The sequence below is a fragment of the uncultured Romboutsia sp. genome (assembly GCF_958366745.1).
In the GTDB taxonomy this organism is placed as follows: Bacteria; Bacillota; Clostridia; order Peptostreptococcales; family Peptostreptococcaceae; genus Romboutsia; species Romboutsia timonensis.
The window spans coordinates 1-18911 of the sequence record NZ_CATXCO010000024.1; the positions used below are offsets into that span (position 1 = coordinate 1).

General features: G+C 27.0%; 14 protein-coding genes. 6 read left to right on the forward strand and 8 right to left on the reverse strand.

From position 1 onward, the window contains the following. Positions 1-708 (reverse strand): two-component regulator propeller domain-containing protein (locus Q5F54_RS03450; RefSeq protein ID WP_302333974.1); only part of this gene is annotated, 708 nt, incomplete at its 3' end. 445 nt (positions 709-1153) lie between these two features. Between Q5F54_RS03450 and Q5F54_RS03455 the strand changes: the two genes are divergently transcribed. Continuing rightward, positions 1154-1930, forward strand: coding sequence for a sulfite exporter TauE/SafE family protein (locus Q5F54_RS03455; RefSeq protein ID WP_288526042.1), 777 nt, complete (start codon positions 1154-1156; stop codon positions 1928-1930). Between the two features lie 74 nt (positions 1931-2004). On the opposite strand, the gene Q5F54_RS03460 is transcribed toward Q5F54_RS03455, so the two are convergent. The 5 genes from Q5F54_RS03460 to Q5F54_RS03480 form a co-directional block, all read right to left on the reverse strand. Then, positions 2005-3297 (reverse strand): sensor histidine kinase KdpD, encoded by a 1293-nt coding sequence (locus Q5F54_RS03460; protein WP_302333975.1) that lies wholly within the window; start codon positions 3295-3297, stop codon positions 2005-2007. Further along, entirely contained in the window at positions 3294-3983 is a 690-nt protein-coding gene (locus tag Q5F54_RS03465) for a response regulator transcription factor (protein WP_281537742.1), read from the reverse strand. The genes Q5F54_RS03460 and Q5F54_RS03465 overlap by 4 nt, the downstream gene beginning before the upstream one ends. Before the next feature lie 123 nt (positions 3984-4106). Continuing rightward, complete coding sequence (locus tag Q5F54_RS03470) at positions 4107-6059, reverse strand: hypothetical protein (RefSeq protein ID WP_281537741.1); 1953 nt, start codon at positions 6057-6059, stop codon at positions 4107-4109. Then, positions 6037-8130, reverse strand: a complete 2094-nt coding sequence (locus Q5F54_RS03475) for an RND family transporter (RefSeq protein ID WP_288526040.1) — start codon at positions 8128-8130, stop codon at positions 6037-6039. Before Q5F54_RS03475 ends, Q5F54_RS03470 begins: the two co-directional genes overlap by 23 nt. Before the next feature lie 453 nt (positions 8131-8583). Continuing rightward, positions 8584-9936, reverse strand: a complete 1353-nt coding sequence (locus tag Q5F54_RS03480) for an MATE family efflux transporter (protein WP_281537566.1) — start codon at positions 9934-9936, stop codon at positions 8584-8586. 247 nt (positions 9937-10183) lie between these two features. Here Q5F54_RS03480 and Q5F54_RS03485 point away from each other — a divergent pair, with 247 nt between their 5' ends. Further along, complete coding sequence (locus tag Q5F54_RS03485) at positions 10184-10756, forward strand: cupin domain-containing protein (RefSeq protein WP_281537567.1); 573 nt, start codon at positions 10184-10186, stop codon at positions 10754-10756. Positions 10757-10838: 82 nt separating this feature from the next. Here Q5F54_RS03485 and Q5F54_RS03490 read toward each other — a convergent pair whose 3' ends face one another. Then, entirely contained in the window at positions 10839-13973 is a 3135-nt protein-coding gene (locus tag Q5F54_RS03490) for an FtsX-like permease family protein (RefSeq protein WP_302333976.1), read from the reverse strand. 11 nt (positions 13974-13984) lie between these two features. Beyond that, entirely contained in the window at positions 13985-14686 is a 702-nt protein-coding gene (locus tag Q5F54_RS03495) for an ABC transporter ATP-binding protein (RefSeq protein ID WP_071120266.1), read from the reverse strand. Positions 14687-15103: 417 nt separating this feature from the next. Here Q5F54_RS03495 and Q5F54_RS03500 point away from each other — a divergent pair, with 417 nt between their 5' ends. The 4 genes from Q5F54_RS03500 to Q5F54_RS03515 all read left to right on the forward strand — a co-directional run. After that, positions 15104-15502, forward strand: coding sequence for a hypothetical protein (locus Q5F54_RS03500; RefSeq protein ID WP_281537569.1), 399 nt, complete (start codon positions 15104-15106; stop codon positions 15500-15502). A 145-nt stretch (positions 15503-15647) separates the two neighbouring features. After that, a complete protein-coding gene (locus tag Q5F54_RS03505) occupies positions 15648-17147 on the forward strand; it encodes a carboxypeptidase M32 (RefSeq protein WP_281537570.1) in 1500 nt (499 codons plus the stop codon). Positions 17148-17274: 127 nt separating this feature from the next. Continuing rightward, a complete protein-coding gene (locus Q5F54_RS03510; protein ID WP_281537576.1) occupies positions 17275-17895 on the forward strand; it encodes a flavodoxin family protein in 621 nt (206 codons plus the stop codon). A 251-nt stretch (positions 17896-18146) separates the two neighbouring features. Next, positions 18147-18911 (forward strand): alcohol dehydrogenase catalytic domain-containing protein (locus Q5F54_RS03515; RefSeq protein ID WP_302333977.1); only part of this gene is annotated, 765 nt, incomplete at its 3' end.

An 18911-nucleotide genomic window follows, 5' to 3' on the forward strand; every position in this document is an offset into this window, starting at 1 on the left:
CCCTGCCCATACAAATCCATTTTCATCATCACAAAATATATTGTAGATTTCACTTTCACTTGTATATGTTTCTAAAACTTTAAAATCTTTAGATAGCTTATTTAAACCTAATTCCGTACCTATCCATATATTCCCGTTAATATCTTCATCTATTGAATATATACAACTACTTAAGATTCCATCTTTTTGTTCTAATATAATATCAAATCTATCTTCTTTAGCATTGTATATGTTTAATCCTTCATATGTACCTACTAAAATATTATTATCTTTTGTTACTATAATTTCTGTAGTACTATCCTCTTTTATTTTTCCGTTAATTTCTGTGTAGTTTGATATTTTTTCTGTCTTTTTGTTTATCTTATTTACTCCACTAACTGTATTTACCCAAATGTTACCGTATTTGTCTTCAGTTATATCTGTTATTCCATTATGACTTATACTATTTTGATATTCTTCATAGTTGTAATTTTTAAATTCATATCCATTATATCTATTTAAACCATCATTTGTACCTAGCCATATATACCCTTCACTATCTTGGAATATATCCTCTATAGTAGATTGACTTATACCTTGTTCTATATTTATGTTATTAAATATTAAGTTTTTGGATTGGGCATAAGATAATTTATTTATAGGTGTAAGTACAGTAATTCCAACTAATGTTGTTGTTATTAATTTTTTAAAATGCCTTTTTATAACCATATTTTTGCCTTTCATAATAATTCATAATTGAATATCCCCTATATATTTTGTTAGATTATCCATTATGTACCTTATCATTATACACCCTATTATTCTATAATATTCTACATCTTTTTACAAGTTTTTCCAGTTGATATTTATTGTATTATTTAACTTTTGAATTTTAAATACTATATTCCTTTATAATGAGATGATACTATTTTGAGATAATTGTGACTATAAATTATCTTTTAGTTAGATTTAGCTATATAATGTATTCTTTTAATAAACTAATTTAATCAGAAAAATAGACTCTAATTAAAAAATAATAAAGTTAATAAAATATTAAAATTTATTAAAAGTTTATATTATATAGTTAAATCAAATAGTTTCTAATGTATAATTAAATATATAAATTGAAAAAGAAATTAGTATTATAAGATAAACTAAAGGGGGAAAATAAACTATGTTATACCTTGTTTATATTTTAGCCGGAGCTGGTGCTGGTGTTGTAACTGGGCTTGCGGGTCTTTCTGCCGCAGTAGTTATCACACCTTTACTTGTCAGTGTATGTGAATGGCAAAGTTATGATGCTGTAACAGTAGCACTTGCAGCTGATGTTCTTGCTAGTTTACTTACTGCATACACTTATTATAAAAATAAGAATATTGATTTAAAAAATGGTATGCTTGTTGCAATTACAGCTTTTATAGGAACTATTATAGGTAGCTATTGTGGATACCTTTTTTCACAGTCTCAACCAGATGGACTAGGATATATTTCTATGATAACTACAATTGGACTTGGTATAAAGTTTTTAATAAAGCCTATTGAAGAAGGTCATGATGCTGAATCTGGATTAGAACACATAAGTAAGAAAAAAATCACACAATCAATGTTATTTGGATGTGGTATAGGTTGGATTTGTGGATTTACTGGAAGTGGCGGAGGAATTTTAATGCTTACAGTATTTACATTGCATCTTGGTTATAATTTAAAAGTGGCTGTAGGTACAAGTACTATGATTATGACTTTGGTTGCTTTAACTGGTACTGTAAGTCATATTTCTATGGGAGCTACAGTTGAAATTTTACCAACTTTATTAGTTGTAATTTGTTGTGTTATTGGTGCTTATGTTAGTGCAAAGTTTGCAAATAAGTGTGAGATTAAAAAGTTAAATAAAGTTGTAGGTACATGTCTTGGAATTCTTGGTGTAATAACTATTTTATTAAAATTAATATAGTTTCCTTGTACATAAAAAATACCCTTAGGTAGCGATTCACTACCCAAGGGTATTTTAGTATTAAAATAATTAAATTAATTATTACGCTTTAAAACTATAACTATAGTAAGGCCACCATAAAAGTTATTTTTTGCATATATCTTTCCACCATGACATTCTACTATACTCTTACAAATTGACAACCCTAATCCTGCTACATTTCTACTTTTATCAGATGTATAAAGTGCTTCAAAAATTTTATCTATCTTATCATCATCCACTCCACATCCATTATCTGCTATAGAAATCAAAATATTTTCTTTATCATTATTAAAGTTAATTTCAATTTTCTTGTAATCTTTTTTCATATTTTTTATACTGTTTCCAATAATGTTTCCAAAGACTCTTCTCATTTTTGACATATCTATATTTAATATAGATTCATCACAATTAGATTTTATATCAAATTCTATGCATAATTGTGTTAATTCATCCCTATACTCTTCGTCAATAATTTTTGATAATTCTTTTACTGATATAGGTTTCTTTTTTATACTACTTTCTAAATTAGATCCTAAATAAATATCAAATTCATCTATTAACTCTTTAATATTTTGAGATTTAGAGTAGATTATTTCCATATATCTATTTTTTCTTTCTTGAGATATATTTTTATTTTTTATCATCTCTGAATATCCCATAATAGATGTAAGTGGTGTTTTTATATCATGTGAAATAGAAGCTATTATTCTATTTTGATTTTTCTTTTCTTCATCTAGTTTTTCCGTAAGCTCTACAAAATTATTTTTTAACCATCCTATTTCATCACATCTATTAGTTTTTATTGGCTTTATGCCAAACTTATAGTTTTCTATATCCTTTTGTAAATACATTATTGGATTTACTATTTTATAATAAATAATAATTAGTATAAAAATTAAAATAAATACTCCTATAACAACTTCTGCTACTACTATATCTTTAATAAATGGAATATTTCTAATCTTACTTATTTGAAGAGGTCTCTCAACCTTTATCATATATACATTATCTTTAATATTAATTAAATCTGTAAATGTTACATTTAGTAATGATTTTTCATATGTTTTATACTCATATAATAAAGTATTATCGCCTCTTTCTATGCTTATATTAATGCTATCAATATTATCAATGTTATTTATCCAATCTTTAATATTATCCGTGCCTTGTAATCTTTTTATTTGTGATGATATATAATTTACATCATTTCTTAATTCTATCTGCATAGTATTAAGACTTTCTTCTATTTTATCGTATAAAACTAACTCATAATAACCAAATAAAAGTAGCATATTTAAAGTAAAGCATAATAAAACAATAATACTAAGCTTCTTTTTTAAGTTCATATAACCTCTCCTATAGGCTTTATAAGTTTGTACCCTACACCCCATATAGTTTTTATGTATTTATTTTCCTTATCAATTTTATCTCTTAAACTTTTTATATTTACTGCTACAGTACCTATATCACCAAAATCACTTCCCCATACAGAATTAAATATTTGTTCTCTAGATAATACTTGTCCTGCATTTTCACATAAGTATAAAAATAATTGAAATTCTCTAGTTGATAAATCTATTAATTCTTTATTAAGGTATACTTCATAGCTATCTTTATGTATTTCTATTTCACCAATTTTGATTATATTATTTCCTATACTATTTCTTCTTTTTTCTCTTCTTAGATGAGCCTTTACCCTTGCAACTAATTCATCTACTATAAAAGGTTTAGTTATATAATCATCTGCTCCTATTTCTAATCCTAATACAGTATCTAATGTCCTACTTTTTGCACTTACAAATATTATTGGACAACTTACTTTTTCTCTTATTTTTCTACATACTTCTAATCCATCTACTTTAGGCATCATAATATCAAGTATAATCATTTCTAAATCTAAATTGTTAGATACTTTCTCTAATGCAATCTCTCCGTCATATGCCAATAAAGTTTCATAACCTTCATCATATAAACTATCACCTATAAGTGATGCTATTTCTCTATCATCATCAACAATTAATATTTTAGACATATCAATTCTCCCCTATATTACTTAAGGGCTTACCTTAAGTAATAACTTAAGATATGCCCTTTTATTTCATTTTACTTATATATTTTATCATGTTTTGTAAATTATTAGCAAAGTTAATTTTCACTATTTACCTTTTTTAAATAAATCTGTAAATAGTTGCCACATATTTTTTTCTTCTACTTTTTCTTCTTCAACCTTTTCTTCATCTTTTACTTTTATTGCATCAGTTCTTATAGCAAATTGTACCGATTCTACATTAGTATTTTCTTCACTTGCAAAAGATACTGGATTAAAATCACTATTAGAGTATTTTGATACCATTTCATCTATTTTATCATCTATCTCATCTGGTAAATTTGATGTTTTACTATTAAGCTCATTAGTTCCTTTACTTAAAGCTGATACACCTTCTCCTATACTATCAATTCCACTTACTAATGTGCTACTTCCATTTTTTAAACTTGATGCTCCACCTTCTATTTCATTTATTCCACTTACTAATGCACTGCTTCCACTTTTTAAGCTTGATGCTCCACCTTCTATTTCATTTATTCCACTTACTAATGCACTACTTCCACTTTTTAAACTTGATGCTCCACCTTCTATTTCATTTATTCCACTTAACAAGGCACCACTTCCACCACTAAGTGCTTCAATACCACTGTAAAGATTATTTGAACCTTGAGATAAAGTTCCTATATTGTTTGCTAAACTTCCTGCACCATCACTTATTGAACTAGCACCAACTTTAGAGTTATTTATACCTAAATCTATATTTTCATATGCTGATGCTAAACCTTGTGCACCTGATACAAGAGCATCTAAATTTAAAGCTTCTATTTGCTCTTCACTTAAATTTGATTTTAAAGCTGATACAACTTGATTCACTGATTGTACATAGCTATTTACATTTTGTTTGTAACTAGATGATCCATAAGCTAAGGTATTTAAACCTGATTCTAAATTATTAACTCCTTGATTTAAAGAACTAACTCCAGATTCTAAAGCTTTCACACCACTATTTAAACTTTTAGCCCCTTCTAATAGTTTTTGGCTATTACTATAAAGAGAATTAACTCCATCTTTATATCCATTTAATCCACTTTGTAGACTATTTATTCCTTTATCTAAACTATTTACTCCACTCTTATAGCTACTAACTCCTTCTTGTAATTTTGAACTACCAGTATAAAGTGTATTTACTCCACTCTTATAGCTACTAACTCCTTCTAGCAATTTTGAACTACCAGTATAAAGTGTACTTACTCCATTTTTATAAGTATCTACACCACTTTTTAGCTCTGAAGCTCCATCATTTAATTTATCTATTGCATCAACTAAAGTATCAAATGAACTAGTCATATCATCAACATTTACATCTACATTCATATCCATATTTAATCCATTAAAAGATATTGAGTCCATTTCAAAGTTCTCAACATTTGAGTTTATAGTGTAGCTTGCTTCTTCCCCTGCTAACTTTATATAGGTAATAGTCTTATTATTTCCTACACTAGCAATAGTTCCTCCATCAGCTATAATATCACTACATTTATCTCCATCTAAAGTTAAAGATATTTGTAATGCATAGTTATTAAAGAAAACTTCATCTACAGTATCATTTTTCTTTATATCAAAACTTATTTCTAAATTTCCACTTTTACCTGCTAATTCCTCTGAAGATATATTTTTGCCATCAAGAGTATATCTTATATTTATATCCCAAGGTATTTCACAATTTTTCATATCACCTTGATAATAAAACTTTTTATTTGTATCACTTACATTAACATCAACTACACCACTTGAATAGTTTAATTTATCACTTGTAGAAAGATTTAATACATTAGAATATCTTCCGTAATCTACTATTTTTTCACCATTTTTTACATCAAAACTATTTACAACATATACATTGTCTACATTTCCATTATTATTTAACTTAACGTATACAACCTCATCTTTAGATGTATTTGTATCTGCAAATGCAGGATATACACTCCCCATTAATATTGATGTAGTAAGTACAAAAGTACTTGCTTTTTTTACATTCTTAGTTTTTACATAATTGCTCATTTTTTTCTCCCTCCTTATAAAAATGTGTTTTCATAGTTGTTTTTTCAATTAATTTATCACATATAATTAAAACTGTTGGCAAGAAGAATAATACTGATATCATTGAAAGTATTGCTCCTCTACCTATTAGTATTCCAAGTTGTGCTATTACTTCATTTGTAGATATTTTACCTAAAGTAAATCCAGCTAAAGCCAAAATAGTACCAGAAGTAAGTATTGCACCTGTAGAGGTTTTTAATGTATTAATTGCTGAATCGTGCTTATTGTATTCTTTTCTATTTTCTAAGTATCCATTTGCAAATAATATGGCATAGTCAACTGTTGCTCCTAGCTGAACAGCACTTATTACCATAAATCCAATGTAAGCTATACTTATACCATTAAAATATGAATAAGAAAGATTTATCCATATTGAAGCTTCAATAGCTATTAATAATATTATTGGTATTGATAAAGAACGATAAGTAAGCATTATTACAACTCCTATTGCTATAATTGCTCCTAAAGTTGTAATTACATTGTCGCTAGTTACAGTTTCCTTAATATCATAAGCACTTGGACTACCTCCAGCTATATAATAATCATCCCCAAAGTATTTTTTACCTAATTCACTCATTTCTTTTACTGCATTAAAAGCAATATCACTTTCCTCATCTGCAGAAAGTGTTACTATCATCCTACTATAATCACCACTAACTAAATCTGATAATTGATCTTTAGGTACATAATCTTTAGGTATTTCATTTCCAACATTCATTGAGTAAGATATAATACTAGTTACACCTTTAATATTATTAATTTCTTCTCCAACTTCTTTTTCATCTACTGGATCATCTGATGGTACTATAAATACAACCGGATTACTTTTACCAAAGGTATCATCTATTTTTTTAGTATCTCTACCTATTTGTGTTTTTTCACTACTTGCCATAGAGGATGCACCATATGTAAAATTATTTTTACCTTGAGCTAAATAAGCTGGATAAACTAAAATAGCTACTATTATTACAAATATAGGACCTAATTTTAATGCAACTTTACTAAACTTATCAAAACTAGGCATAAAACTTCTATGATGTGTTTTATCTATTATTTTGTAAGTATATATTGTTAAAACTGGAAGTAAAAACATTACAGATAAAAGACTAAACACTATCCCCTTTGCAAGTACTGTACCTAAATCTGGACCTATCTTAAATCTCATAAGTGTAAGAGCTAAGAATCCAAGTATAGTTGTAAGTCCGCTTGATAATATAGATGTATAAGACTTTTTCATAGCATTAACCATAGCTTCTTTTACATCTAGGCCTTCATCTCTAAATTCTGCAAATCTATGAAGTAAAAATATTGCATAGTCCATAGATACTGCTAGTTGTAAAATTGCAGCTGTTGCATTTGTTATAAATGAAATCTCACCTAAGAATATGTTTGTTCCTGTATTTATTAGTATAGATATACCTACAGTAAATAAAAATAAAAATGGTTCAAACCAAGAGCTAGTACTTATCATAAGTATTAATACTATAACTGGTATAATAAATAACATAATCTTTTGAATTTCTTCACTTGTTGATGTTTTTGCATAGTTTTCTGTTACTGCATCTCCAGCAACTATACCTTTATCCCCTACTATTTCTTTTATATCTTCAATAGTTTGTTTTAAAGTATCACCTTTATCTACTAATGCTGTAAATAAAGCATTGTTGTCTTTATACCAAGAATTTAGAGTATCTGTATCTATCATATCTAATGGCTGTTGTATATTAACACTATCATCTAGCCAGTTTATTTCCTTTACTCCATTAACTTTTGATATTTTTTCTTTATAGTTTAAAGCCTCAGCTATACTTACATCCTCTAGCATTATCCTTACATTTGGAGGACTTTTATCAAATTCTTTGTTCATTAAGTTTAATGATACTGTTGATTTTGAGTCCTCTGGTAAATAATCTGCCATTTGGTAGTTTATGCTTACGTTAGGTGCTGCAAATATACTAAATACTACCATTAACGTAAAGGCTATAATTATTACACCCTTGTGCTTTATTGTTTTTTCTGCAAGCCAGTTCACTTCCTATTCCCCCTATTTGTTTTGTTTTCTTAATTATATAAAGTAAAAATTATTAAAATACATATAATTTTATTAAGAATTATTAAGAAAATTCACTTTGATCTAAAGAAGTATTAGATTACAAGCTATCCACAAGATATATATTTTATAATATCTTCATATATAAAAAATTCGCTTCGCTTGAGCGACGTGTCGGCGAAACATTTCATGTCGCCAACGACTTCGTCCGTTGCTCAAAATCTTTTTACGCTCAAAACCAATTTATTGATATTACTTACATTCAGAAATTATCCATATTTTTTAAAGTATTATAATATCCTTAAGAGTAAAAAAGATAGGAGCATATGCTCCTATCCCTTTAGTTTTTAGTATATTAAATTTATTTATTAGTATTATTATATAATATATATCCAATAAGTAAAGTTCTCTGTCCACCTATTAAAGAAGGTATTGCTACGTAGCAATACCTTCTTTATTTTCAGGAATTATTTTTTTGATTTTATTATAATAAGTAAACATTAGAGGAAGAGCTGCTGCTATCCATGCAATTGGGTCTGCTAAACATATACCCGCAAATCCAATATACTTTGGTAGTATAAATACAACTAAACTTCTAGCTACTAACTCATAAATACCTGCCATCATAGGTACAAAAGACTCTCCCATACCTTGTAGCACGTTTCTATATACAAATATAAAACCTAAGAATATCATAAATAATGCAGAGTAGTTTAATACCTCTTGAGTATATCTAATTATTTCATCACTTGGATTTTCTATAAACATCATTACAAAATACTTTCCAAATAACACTAAAACAGCTCCTGCAATTATACTAGTTACTATAGAAATAATATTCATTATTTTCATTCCATATTTAATACGGTCATAGTTTTTCGCTCCTAAGTTTTGCCCTGCATAAGTTGCTATTGTAACTCCAAATGAAACTAATGGTTGCATAACTAATTGTAAAACCTTAGATGATGCTGTATAAGATGCTATAACATCTGATCCAAATACATTTACAGCACTTTGAACTATAATTATACCAACTGCTGTTACTGAAAATTGTAATCCCATTGGTATAGCAATTTTTAAATGTGTTTTATAGTAATCTTTTTCTACGTTAAAATCTTTTTTCTTAAGTCTTAAAACCTTAAATTTCTTATAACTATATGCTAAACATAATAATGCAGAAAAACCTTGAGCTATATTTGTGGCGTAAGCTGCTCCTGCAACTCCCATTTTAAAGTTAACAATAAATACTAAATCTAAAACTATGTTAAGTATTGATGATATTATTAAAAAATATAATGGCGTTTTACTATCTCCTAAGGCTCTTAATATCCCAGCTGCCATATTATAAGCTGTTTGAGTAAATATACCTGCAAATATTATAGTTATATATGTGTTTGCATCGTTTAAAATATTATCTGGAGTATTCATCATAGAAAGCAATGGATTTTTTACTAATAATGCAACTGCTGTAATTATTATTGTTGAAATTACTGTTAACTTTATATTACTAGCTACTGCTTTTTTTATTCCATCTTCATCTTTTGCTCCAAATTTTTGAGAAACTAATACAGAGAATCCACTTGTTAATCCTAGTATCATTCCATTTACTAAAAAGAACATTGATCCTGTAGAACCTACTGCTGCTAGAGCATCAACTCCTACGAATCTACCTACTATTATAGTATCTACCATACTATATAATTGTTGAAATATATTTCCTATAAGTAGTGGTATAGAAAATAATATGAAAATTTTTAAGGGACTTCCCTTTGTCATATCGTTTGTCATAGTTCACCTCTAGTCTATTTAATTTTTATACCTAAATATAGATTATATATTTAAGGCTATATTAGTGTCAATTAAATCTATTAATCATAAATAATTTCTTTTAATTTTTAAATATCTATAACAAGTATATAGCTGATTTAATTACTTTTTAAATACGTATTTATTCTAAAAATATAAGGTAGATAAGCACTTTGTATTTTTAATTATAATATTATGTTATTAAAGTCTATAAAAGGAGATATAAAATATGTATAATATGCCTAGACAATATCCATTTATGTTTAATCCACAAATGTATAATATGTTACCATATATGTTTTGGTATGCTCCACAAATGATGTATCCTCCTATGTTTCCTAATATGCCAATATATAACCAAAAATCTAATAGACCAATTCCTACATTAAAAGATTATGGTCCTAATCCATTTGTAATTGATATTGAGGATGCTTCTGAGGAAAATAATAATTTCCGTACTGCTTTATGGACAGGAAATAATTTACAAGTTACATTAATGTCAATTGGTGTTGGAGATGATATTGGATTAGAAGTTCATACAAGTGGTGACCAATTCATACGTATTGAAGAAGGAGAGGCACTTGTTAAAATGGGAGATAGTCAAGATAATTTAGATTTTCAAAAAATAGCTTCTGATGGTTATGCTATTATGATACCTGCTGGCAAATGGCACGATATAGTTAATCTTGGTAATAAACCTCTTAAATTGTATGTTATATATGCCCCACCACAACATCCACAAGGTACAGTTCACAATACTAAAAATGATGCAGAGGCTGCTGAGTTTAATCGCATATATTAATCAATTTTTATACTTATAATATACAAAAAAACTCTAAGTATAAGTATTTTTTACTTATATTTAGAGTTTTAATTTATTTTAATTATTCATTTGACTTTAATGCATCTATCATATCAACCTTTTTTAATTTAATATGCATCATAACCATAACTATCATTGAGAAGAATATGGTTATAAGTGCTGAAAATAAGTATCCTTTTATAGATATTTCTGGATACATCATTATATTATCAGTTTCAGATGTATAAAGTATAAATGTATGCAATAATTTACCTAAAAAAGCTCCACATAATACACCAAGGAAAGTAAGTATTATATTCTCTCTTAATATATACATTGTAACTTCATTGTCATAAAAACCAAGTACTTTTATAGTAGATAACTCTCTTATTCTTTCTGATACATTTACATTGTTTAAGTTATATAAAACTACAAAAGCAAGACAACCAGATGCTATTATTATTACTAACATAATCATATCTAGATTTGCACTAGATTCTTCAGTTGATTTTTTAATATCAGACATTAATGTAACATTTATTACATTGTAACAATTCATAATTTTATTAGATATTTCATCCTTGTTCATTTTTTTAGAATCAAAATTTAAAAGCTCCATATTATAATTTACACTTTTACCAAAAGTCTTTTCATAATATGCTGGTGACATGTAAATATAATGTGCAAAATAATTTTCACATATATTATCAACTTTAACTTTATACGGATTATTTTCTTCATCATTTAGTGTTATTGTATCTCCAACTGATGCATCTAAAAGTTTTGCTAGTTTTTCAGTTATTATAACACCATTATCTGATATTTTATATTCTTTTTCTGACTTTCTATCATTTAATAATATAAAATCATTAATTTTATCTATATCTTTTGGTACATACATAGTAACACTTTGTTTGTTCATATCTTCTTTGCTAAAAGTTACTGTTTCTTGATGTATACCTAAATTACGTTCATAACCTTTTAGATTATTTAAAGTATTATTGTACTTTTTTGTTTCTTCATCATTATAACTATCATTAAATATTACCATAGCATCATATTTCCACAATTTATTAAATTGCTTTTCTAACATACCATTATTAGAATCTTGAAGTCCAAATCCTGTAACAAGCATTGCCATACATCCTGCAATACCAAATACAGTCATTATCATACGTTGCTTGTATCTAAAGATATTTCTAAAAGTAACTTTTTGATTAAAGTTTAATCTTTTCCATAAAGGAGCAATTCTTTCTAGTAATATTTTCTTCCCTATCTTAGGAGCTTTTGCTCTCATTAAATTGGATGGAGTACTTTTTAGTTCAACTCTTAGTACATATAATGCTGCTCCAACTGTACATAGTATTGAAATTAATATAGACTGAATTACATATGATGGATAATAGTATATATCTAAACTTGGTAAATTATATAGGCTACCATAAGATGTATTTATTATTTGTGGTAGTATATTACATCCAATAAGTATTCCTATAACGCTACCTATAATACTTGCTAAAGATGCATATACAACAAACTTTCTAGATATTTCTAAATCATTATATCCTAATGCTTTAAGAGTTCCTATTTCCCCTCTGTTTTCTTCTACCATTCTAGTCATAGTTGTTAAACAAATTAATACTGCTATTAAAAAGAAAAATACAGGAAATACTGATGCTATACTATCTAAACTATTAATAGAATCTTTTAAACCAGAATATCCTATATTGTCAGTTCTATCAAAAAAGTAATACTTACCTTCTATACTATCAATCTTATCTTGTTCTTTTTTTATTTCTTCTTTAGCATCTAATAACTTTTGAGTATTTTCTTTAATTTCTGCTTCACCATTAGTTAATGTTTGTTGTGAAACTTCTAGTTGTTCTTTAGCTTTAGCTAAATCTGACTTTCCTTTTATTTTACCATTTTCAAGGTCTTTTTCGCCTTTTTTAAGTTCTACTTTCGCATTTTCTAATTGTTTTTGACCTTCTTGTAACTTAGCTTCCCCGTAATTAATAGCTGCTAATTGTTCTTCATACTGTTTTCTACCTTGTTGATATTTAGTTACTACAGGTATTATAGTTGAAGTACTATCTTCAATATTTTCTATACTTTGATCTGAATCTATACCTTGAGCTAGAAGTGATTGTTTAGTATTATCAAGTAAAATTTTTGACTCATTTAACTTTTCTTTCCCAGCATTTAAAGTTTTCTTTTGTTTATCAAGTTCTTCTTGTGCTTTTACTAGCTCTTTTTTTCCATTTGAAATACTTAATTCTCCAGCTTTAATTTCATCTTCATAGGACTTTAACCCTTGTTCATATTGTTTTTTTCCTTCTTGTAACTTTTCTTTTCCAGATTCTATTCCTTTTTGTGCAGATAAAAGCTTATTTTCATTTTCTTCTATTTCAGCATATGCTTTATCTAACTCTTCTTGTGCAGTAGCTTTTATTTCCTCTACTCTATCTATTTTTCTATCTGAATATAAGTTTTCAAGATATTTTTTATTTTCTTCCATCGTATCTTTATATTCATCACTATAAGCATCAAGACTTTGAACATTTTTAAATCTAACATATATTTCTGTATATGCATCCATAGATATGTCGTCTTTATTTACTACTGCAAAATAATCAATGCTACCTTTACCTACTGTAGTAGTTCCTCTTGATTCTTTTTCCATATACATTGGACTTTTTACAATACCAACAATTTTAAATGTTTTCTTATTAAAATATTTCATTGTATCTTCATCAGATTGTATTGTGTAAGTATCTCCAATTTTTAAATTCTTGTTTACCTTTAAGGCTTGTTCATCTAGTGCTATCTCTCCACTATTTTTAGGTAATCTACCATCAACTACAATAAATTCATTTATATTATTGTTTTTATCATATTCCATAAATCTTACTACACTATTTATATTTTCAAGATTTGCATCTATAGTGTGTGATGAATAAAAATCTAATATCTTATCATTGTTTTTAAGTAATTCTAAGTCTTTATCAGTTAAACCTAATGTTGATACTATTTTACTATCCATAAGATTTTGATTTTTATAAAGCTCATTTATAGCTTTATTCATATCTGGTCCTGATGATTTTATTCCAGAGAAAAAAGCTACTCCTAAAAGAATAATAACTAATATTGAAGCAAATCTAGCCTTTGAGGATAATATTTCTCTTGTAATAGATTTTTTATATGCTCTATATCTCATATACTACACCTCTACCACTCAATATGTTCTATTGAAAGTGGATTTTTATTTACTTCAATACTTCTAACTTTTGCATCATTAATTTTTATAACTCTATCTGCCATTTGAGCAATTGCAGAGTTATGAGTAATAACTATAACTGTTGTTCCTGTATTTCTACAAGTATCCTGTAATGTTTTTAAAACTTGTTTACCTGTATTATAATCAAGTGCACCTGTTGGTTCATCACAAAGTAATAACTTAGGATTTTTGGCAATAGCTCTTGCTATAGATACCCTTTGTTGCTCCCCTCCTGATAATTGAGAAGGAAAGTTGTCCTTTCTATCTTCAAGACCAACTAGCTCTAGTGTCTTATCTACATCTAAGGAGTTTTTTGAAATTTGCGTAGCTAACTCTACATTTTCTTTTGCTGTTAGATTTTGTACTAGATTATAAAATTGGAATACAAAACCTACATCGTGTCTTCTATATTTGGTAAGTTGCTTATTATTAAATTTTGATATATCAGTTTTATCAATTATTATCTTACCTTCATCACAAGTATCCATACCACCAAGAATGTTTAGTACAGTTGATTTTCCTGCACCACTTGGTCCTAAAATTACAACAAATTCACCTTTTTCAATAGAAAAGTTGATTCCATTATTTGCTACGACAGTATTTTCTCCCACTTTATATCTTTTATATGTATCTATAACTTCTATATATGCCATACTCGACCTCCTTATATGCGTCTTTTAATACATCTCTTATTAAATAGATACATTGTATATTTAATAGTATAAAGAATTAGAAAATAATAAACAATAGATTAATTTTTATATAATAAATTTCTTATTATTACTTTTTTATTTTTAGCTATATTTTAAATTATTGTTGAAAATGGATATTTTCAAATATATATATAGGTTATAATGTATATATATCCATATTTCAAAGGTTATAATATGCCAGATATAAAGTTTATATTAACAGATATACAGACATTACCATTAAATCAAGTATAAGAATTACTAATATAACAAGAAAATATCGTAAAAGAGGTAAAAATGTATTTATCACATTTAACACATCAGTAATTTAAAGAAATGGATGCGTAGATTTAATTATATTGCAAGGGGGTAATTAATATGGAAAATATAAGAATATTTGTTCAAAAACATAAAAAAGTATCATGGCTAGTATTGATTGGTTATTTAATTTTTTGTGGATGTTTTGTGTTTCCACTATCAAATGAAAGATGGTCATTTGATTTTGAAAAAGCATATATGATTATTCTATCCTATGGCATATTATCCACTTTGTTTACAAGTTTGTTAAGTAGTAACAAAAGTATACATGTATATTCAATATCATTATTATGTACAACTGTAGGCATGATTTTACGTTATATAATAGAGTATGGTGAATATTCAAATACAATAAACTTTACACAAATAAATATAATAATGTATTTAGGGATAATTCCTGTATTTTGTACACTTATTTACTGGATTATTTGTAAATTAGAATCGATAACTTGCAAGTAGGAGAATATATGATTCCCCTACTTTTTTAATTTTCTAAATAGTTTATAAATCAACATTATATTAAAAAGTTAGACAAGTTTTACCAATTCATATTAATATTATATTTATCATATTCTATATTAATAAAAAGGAGAGTGATTAAATTATGGACAAATTGAAAGAATTCAAAGAATATCTTAATAAAATAAATCAATATGAACAAGCTTCAAATATACTACAATGGGATATGCAAACATGTATGCCATATAACGGTGGTGATAGTAATACAGGTGTTTTAACTATGTTATCTAGTAAATCATTTGAGCTTAGCGTTAGTGATGAAATGAAAGATTTATTAGATAATTTAACTAATCCAGAAACATTTAATAATCTAGATTCTATTTCTAAAAAGATGATAAGTGAATGTAAAAAGCAATATGACGATAATAAAAATATACCACCTAATTTATACTCTAAGTATATACAGGTTGTATCTCAATCTGAACAAACATGGCAAAAAGCTAAATCAGATAATGATTTTAAAACTATGGTTCCTTACTTAAAAGAAATAATTGAACTTACAAAAGAAATGTATAGTTATTCTAAACCAAATGTAGATACATATAACGCATTATTAGATGATTATGAAAAAGGTATAACTGAAAATCAATTAGATACTATTTTTAAAGAACTAAAGGAAGGTACTATACCATTAATAGAAGCTATATCTAAAAAAGATAAAGTAAATCAACATATATTTAATGGACACTATCCTATACACTTACAAGAAAGACTTTCTAATTATTTCTTAGATGTTATTAATTTTGACTTTAAATCTGGATGCTTATCTCAAAGCGAACATCCTTTTACTACTGGTATAAATAGTCCTTATGATGTACGTATTACAACTAATTATGATATTAACGATATAAGAAGTTCTCTATTTAGTGTACTTCATGAAGGTGGTCATGCAATATATGAACAAAATATAAATCCTAAATTAGTAGGAACTAGACTTAATACTGGAGCTTCTATGGGTATTCATGAAAGTCAGTCTAGATTTTATGAAAATATTATAGGTAGAAATTTATCCTTCTGGAAAAAACACTATAATAAAGTTTGTGAGATTTTACCTTCTTACTCTAATATTTCTCTTAATAAATTTTATAAAGGTATTAATAGTGTAGAACCATCACTAATTAGAATTGATGCAGATGAGCTAACATATAATTTACATGTTATAATTCGTTTTGAGCTTGAAAAGGCTTTATTCTCTGGTAATTTAGAGGTTAAAGATTTATCTACTGCTTGGAATGATAAAATGAAAGAGTATTTAGGCATAATCCCATTAGATGACGCTACTGGAGTGCTTCAAGACTGTCATTGGTATAGTGGTTTATTTGGGTATTTCCCTTCTTATACTTTAGGAAATATTTACAGTGGTCAGTTCTTAAGTCAAATAGAAAAAGAGCTTGGACCTGTAGATCATTTGATTGAAAGTGATAAATTAGGATATATAAACAACTGGTTAAGAGTAAATGTGCATCAATATGGTCTTATGAAGTCGCCTACTGAGATAATAAAAGATAGTTGTAATAGTTGTATTGATACTAAACCTATTATTAAATATTATACTGATAAATATAGTAGAATTTACAACTTATAAAATTCTTTCTTAATATATTAAAAGTGTGCACTATTAAAATATGAATTTAAATAATATAATATAATTGGTAATAAGTTACATTTATAAATTTTAAATATATTTTGAGGATAAATAAGGGGGAATAGTTCTGAAAGTATTATTAGTCAATGGAAGCCCACATAAATATGGGTGCACTTTTACTGCATTAGAGGAAGTAGCTAAAACTTTAAAAGAAAATAATATAGAAACTGAAATATTTCAATTAGGAAATAAACCAATATGTGGATGTATAGGATGTGCTACTTGTCGTAAAACTGGAGAATGTTTTATGAAAGATATAGTTAATGAATTTGTAGAAAAAGCAAAAACTGCAGATGGATTTATATTTGGTTCTCCAGTACACTATGCCGCAGCATCAGGTTCAATAACATCATTTTTAGATAGAGTATTTTATAGTGGAGGTAAGCACTTACAATTTAAACCTGCTTCAGTTATAGCTAGTGCAAGACGTGCTGGTACAACAGCTACTTTAGATCAATTAACTAAATATCTTACAATTTCTAATATGCCAGTTGTAAGTTCACAATATTGGAATATGGTACATGGTAACACGCCAGAAGAAGTAGTTAAGGACTTAGAAGGAATGCAAACAATGAGAGTTCTAGGAAGAAATATGGCTTGGTTATTAAAGTGTATAGATTTAGGTAAGAAAAATAATATTAATAGACCAGATTTAGAAGATAGAGAAACTACTAACTTTATTCGTTAATATATAATAATATTATTATTTAATAAAAAGGATATAAGTATACTTTTTTAAAAGGTTACTTATATCCTTTTTTATAATTCATATAAATATTTTTAATATTTCTTTTTTATCCTGCCTTTCACTCTTAGTTTATATTTATACTATAACTTTTATATCTATAAATCCTTAAGCTATAGTTAAATTTTTAAATCTATTGAATATCTACACCTAATTTTAAAAATAATAATAAAAATAATAATATGGAGGACGATATGAAAGCTATAGTTTATAATGGAAAGAAAAATGTAGATGTAGAAAATGTTGAAGATCCGAAAATTGAAAAAAGTGATGATATAATTATAAAAGTAACATCTACTGCTATATGTGGATCTGATTTACATTTAATACATGGAATGATACCAAATATGCCAAAAGGATTTAGATTAGGTCATGAAACAATGGGAATAGTAGAAGAAGTTGGGAAAGATGTTGTTAAAGTCAAGAAAAATGACAGAGTAATAATTCCTTTTCCAGTTGCATGTGGTCATTGTTGTTATTGTGAACATGGTCAATTTAGCCAATGTGATAATTCAAATCCAAATGGTGAGGCTGGAGGTATATTTGGATATAGTAATACATTTGGTGGCTATGCTGGAGGACAAGCCGAATATTTAAGAGTTCCTTATGCAAATGTAGGACCTACTATAGTTCCAGAAGAATTACAAGATGAACAAGTATTGTTTTTAACAGATGTTTTACCTACTTCTTATTGGGGTGTAGATATAGGAGGTGTAAAACGAGGTGATACTGTAGTTGTTCTTGGATGTGGACCAATAGGTCTCACAGCAATTAAATGGTGTATACTTAGAGGTGCAAATAGAATTATAGCTGTAGATAATGTTGGGTATAGATTAAAACATGCAGCATCATATAAAGGTGTTGAAACAGTAAACTTTGAAGATTACGATAATACAGGTGAATATTTAAAAGAAATAACTAATGGTGGTGCAGATGTTGTTTTAGACTGTGTAGGAATG

Excerpts from the sequence above, each read along its gene's own strand:
- Q5F54_RS03505 (WP_281537570.1), top strand. The coding sequence starts at position 15,648 with ATGGACAAATTGAAAGAATTCAAAGAATATCTTAATAAAATAAATCAA.
- Q5F54_RS03470 (WP_281537741.1), bottom strand. The coding sequence starts at position 6,059 with ATGAGCAATTATGTAAAAACTAAGAATGTAAAAAAAGCAAGTACTTTT.
- Q5F54_RS03460 (WP_302333975.1), bottom strand. The coding sequence starts at position 3,297 with ATGAACTTAAAAAAGAAGCTTAGTATTATTGTTTTATTATGCTTTACT.
- Q5F54_RS03500 (WP_281537569.1), top strand. The coding sequence starts at position 15,104 with ATGGAAAATATAAGAATATTTGTTCAAAAACATAAAAAAGTATCATGG.
- Q5F54_RS03480 (WP_281537566.1), bottom strand. The coding sequence starts at position 9,936 with ATGACAAACGATATGACAAAGGGAAGTCCCTTAAAAATTTTCATATTA.
- Q5F54_RS03490 (WP_302333976.1), bottom strand. The coding sequence starts at position 13,973 with ATGAGATATAGAGCATATAAAAAATCTATTACAAGAGAAATATTATCC.
- Q5F54_RS03455 (WP_288526042.1), top strand. The coding sequence starts at position 1,154 with ATGTTATACCTTGTTTATATTTTAGCCGGAGCTGGTGCTGGTGTTGTA.
- Q5F54_RS03485 (WP_281537567.1), top strand. The coding sequence starts at position 10,184 with ATGTATAATATGCCTAGACAATATCCATTTATGTTTAATCCACAAATG.
- Q5F54_RS03465 (WP_281537742.1), bottom strand. The coding sequence starts at position 3,983 with ATGTCTAAAATATTAATTGTTGATGATGATAGAGAAATAGCATCACTT.
- Q5F54_RS03495 (WP_071120266.1), bottom strand. The coding sequence starts at position 14,686 with ATGGCATATATAGAAGTTATAGATACATATAAAAGATATAAAGTGGGA.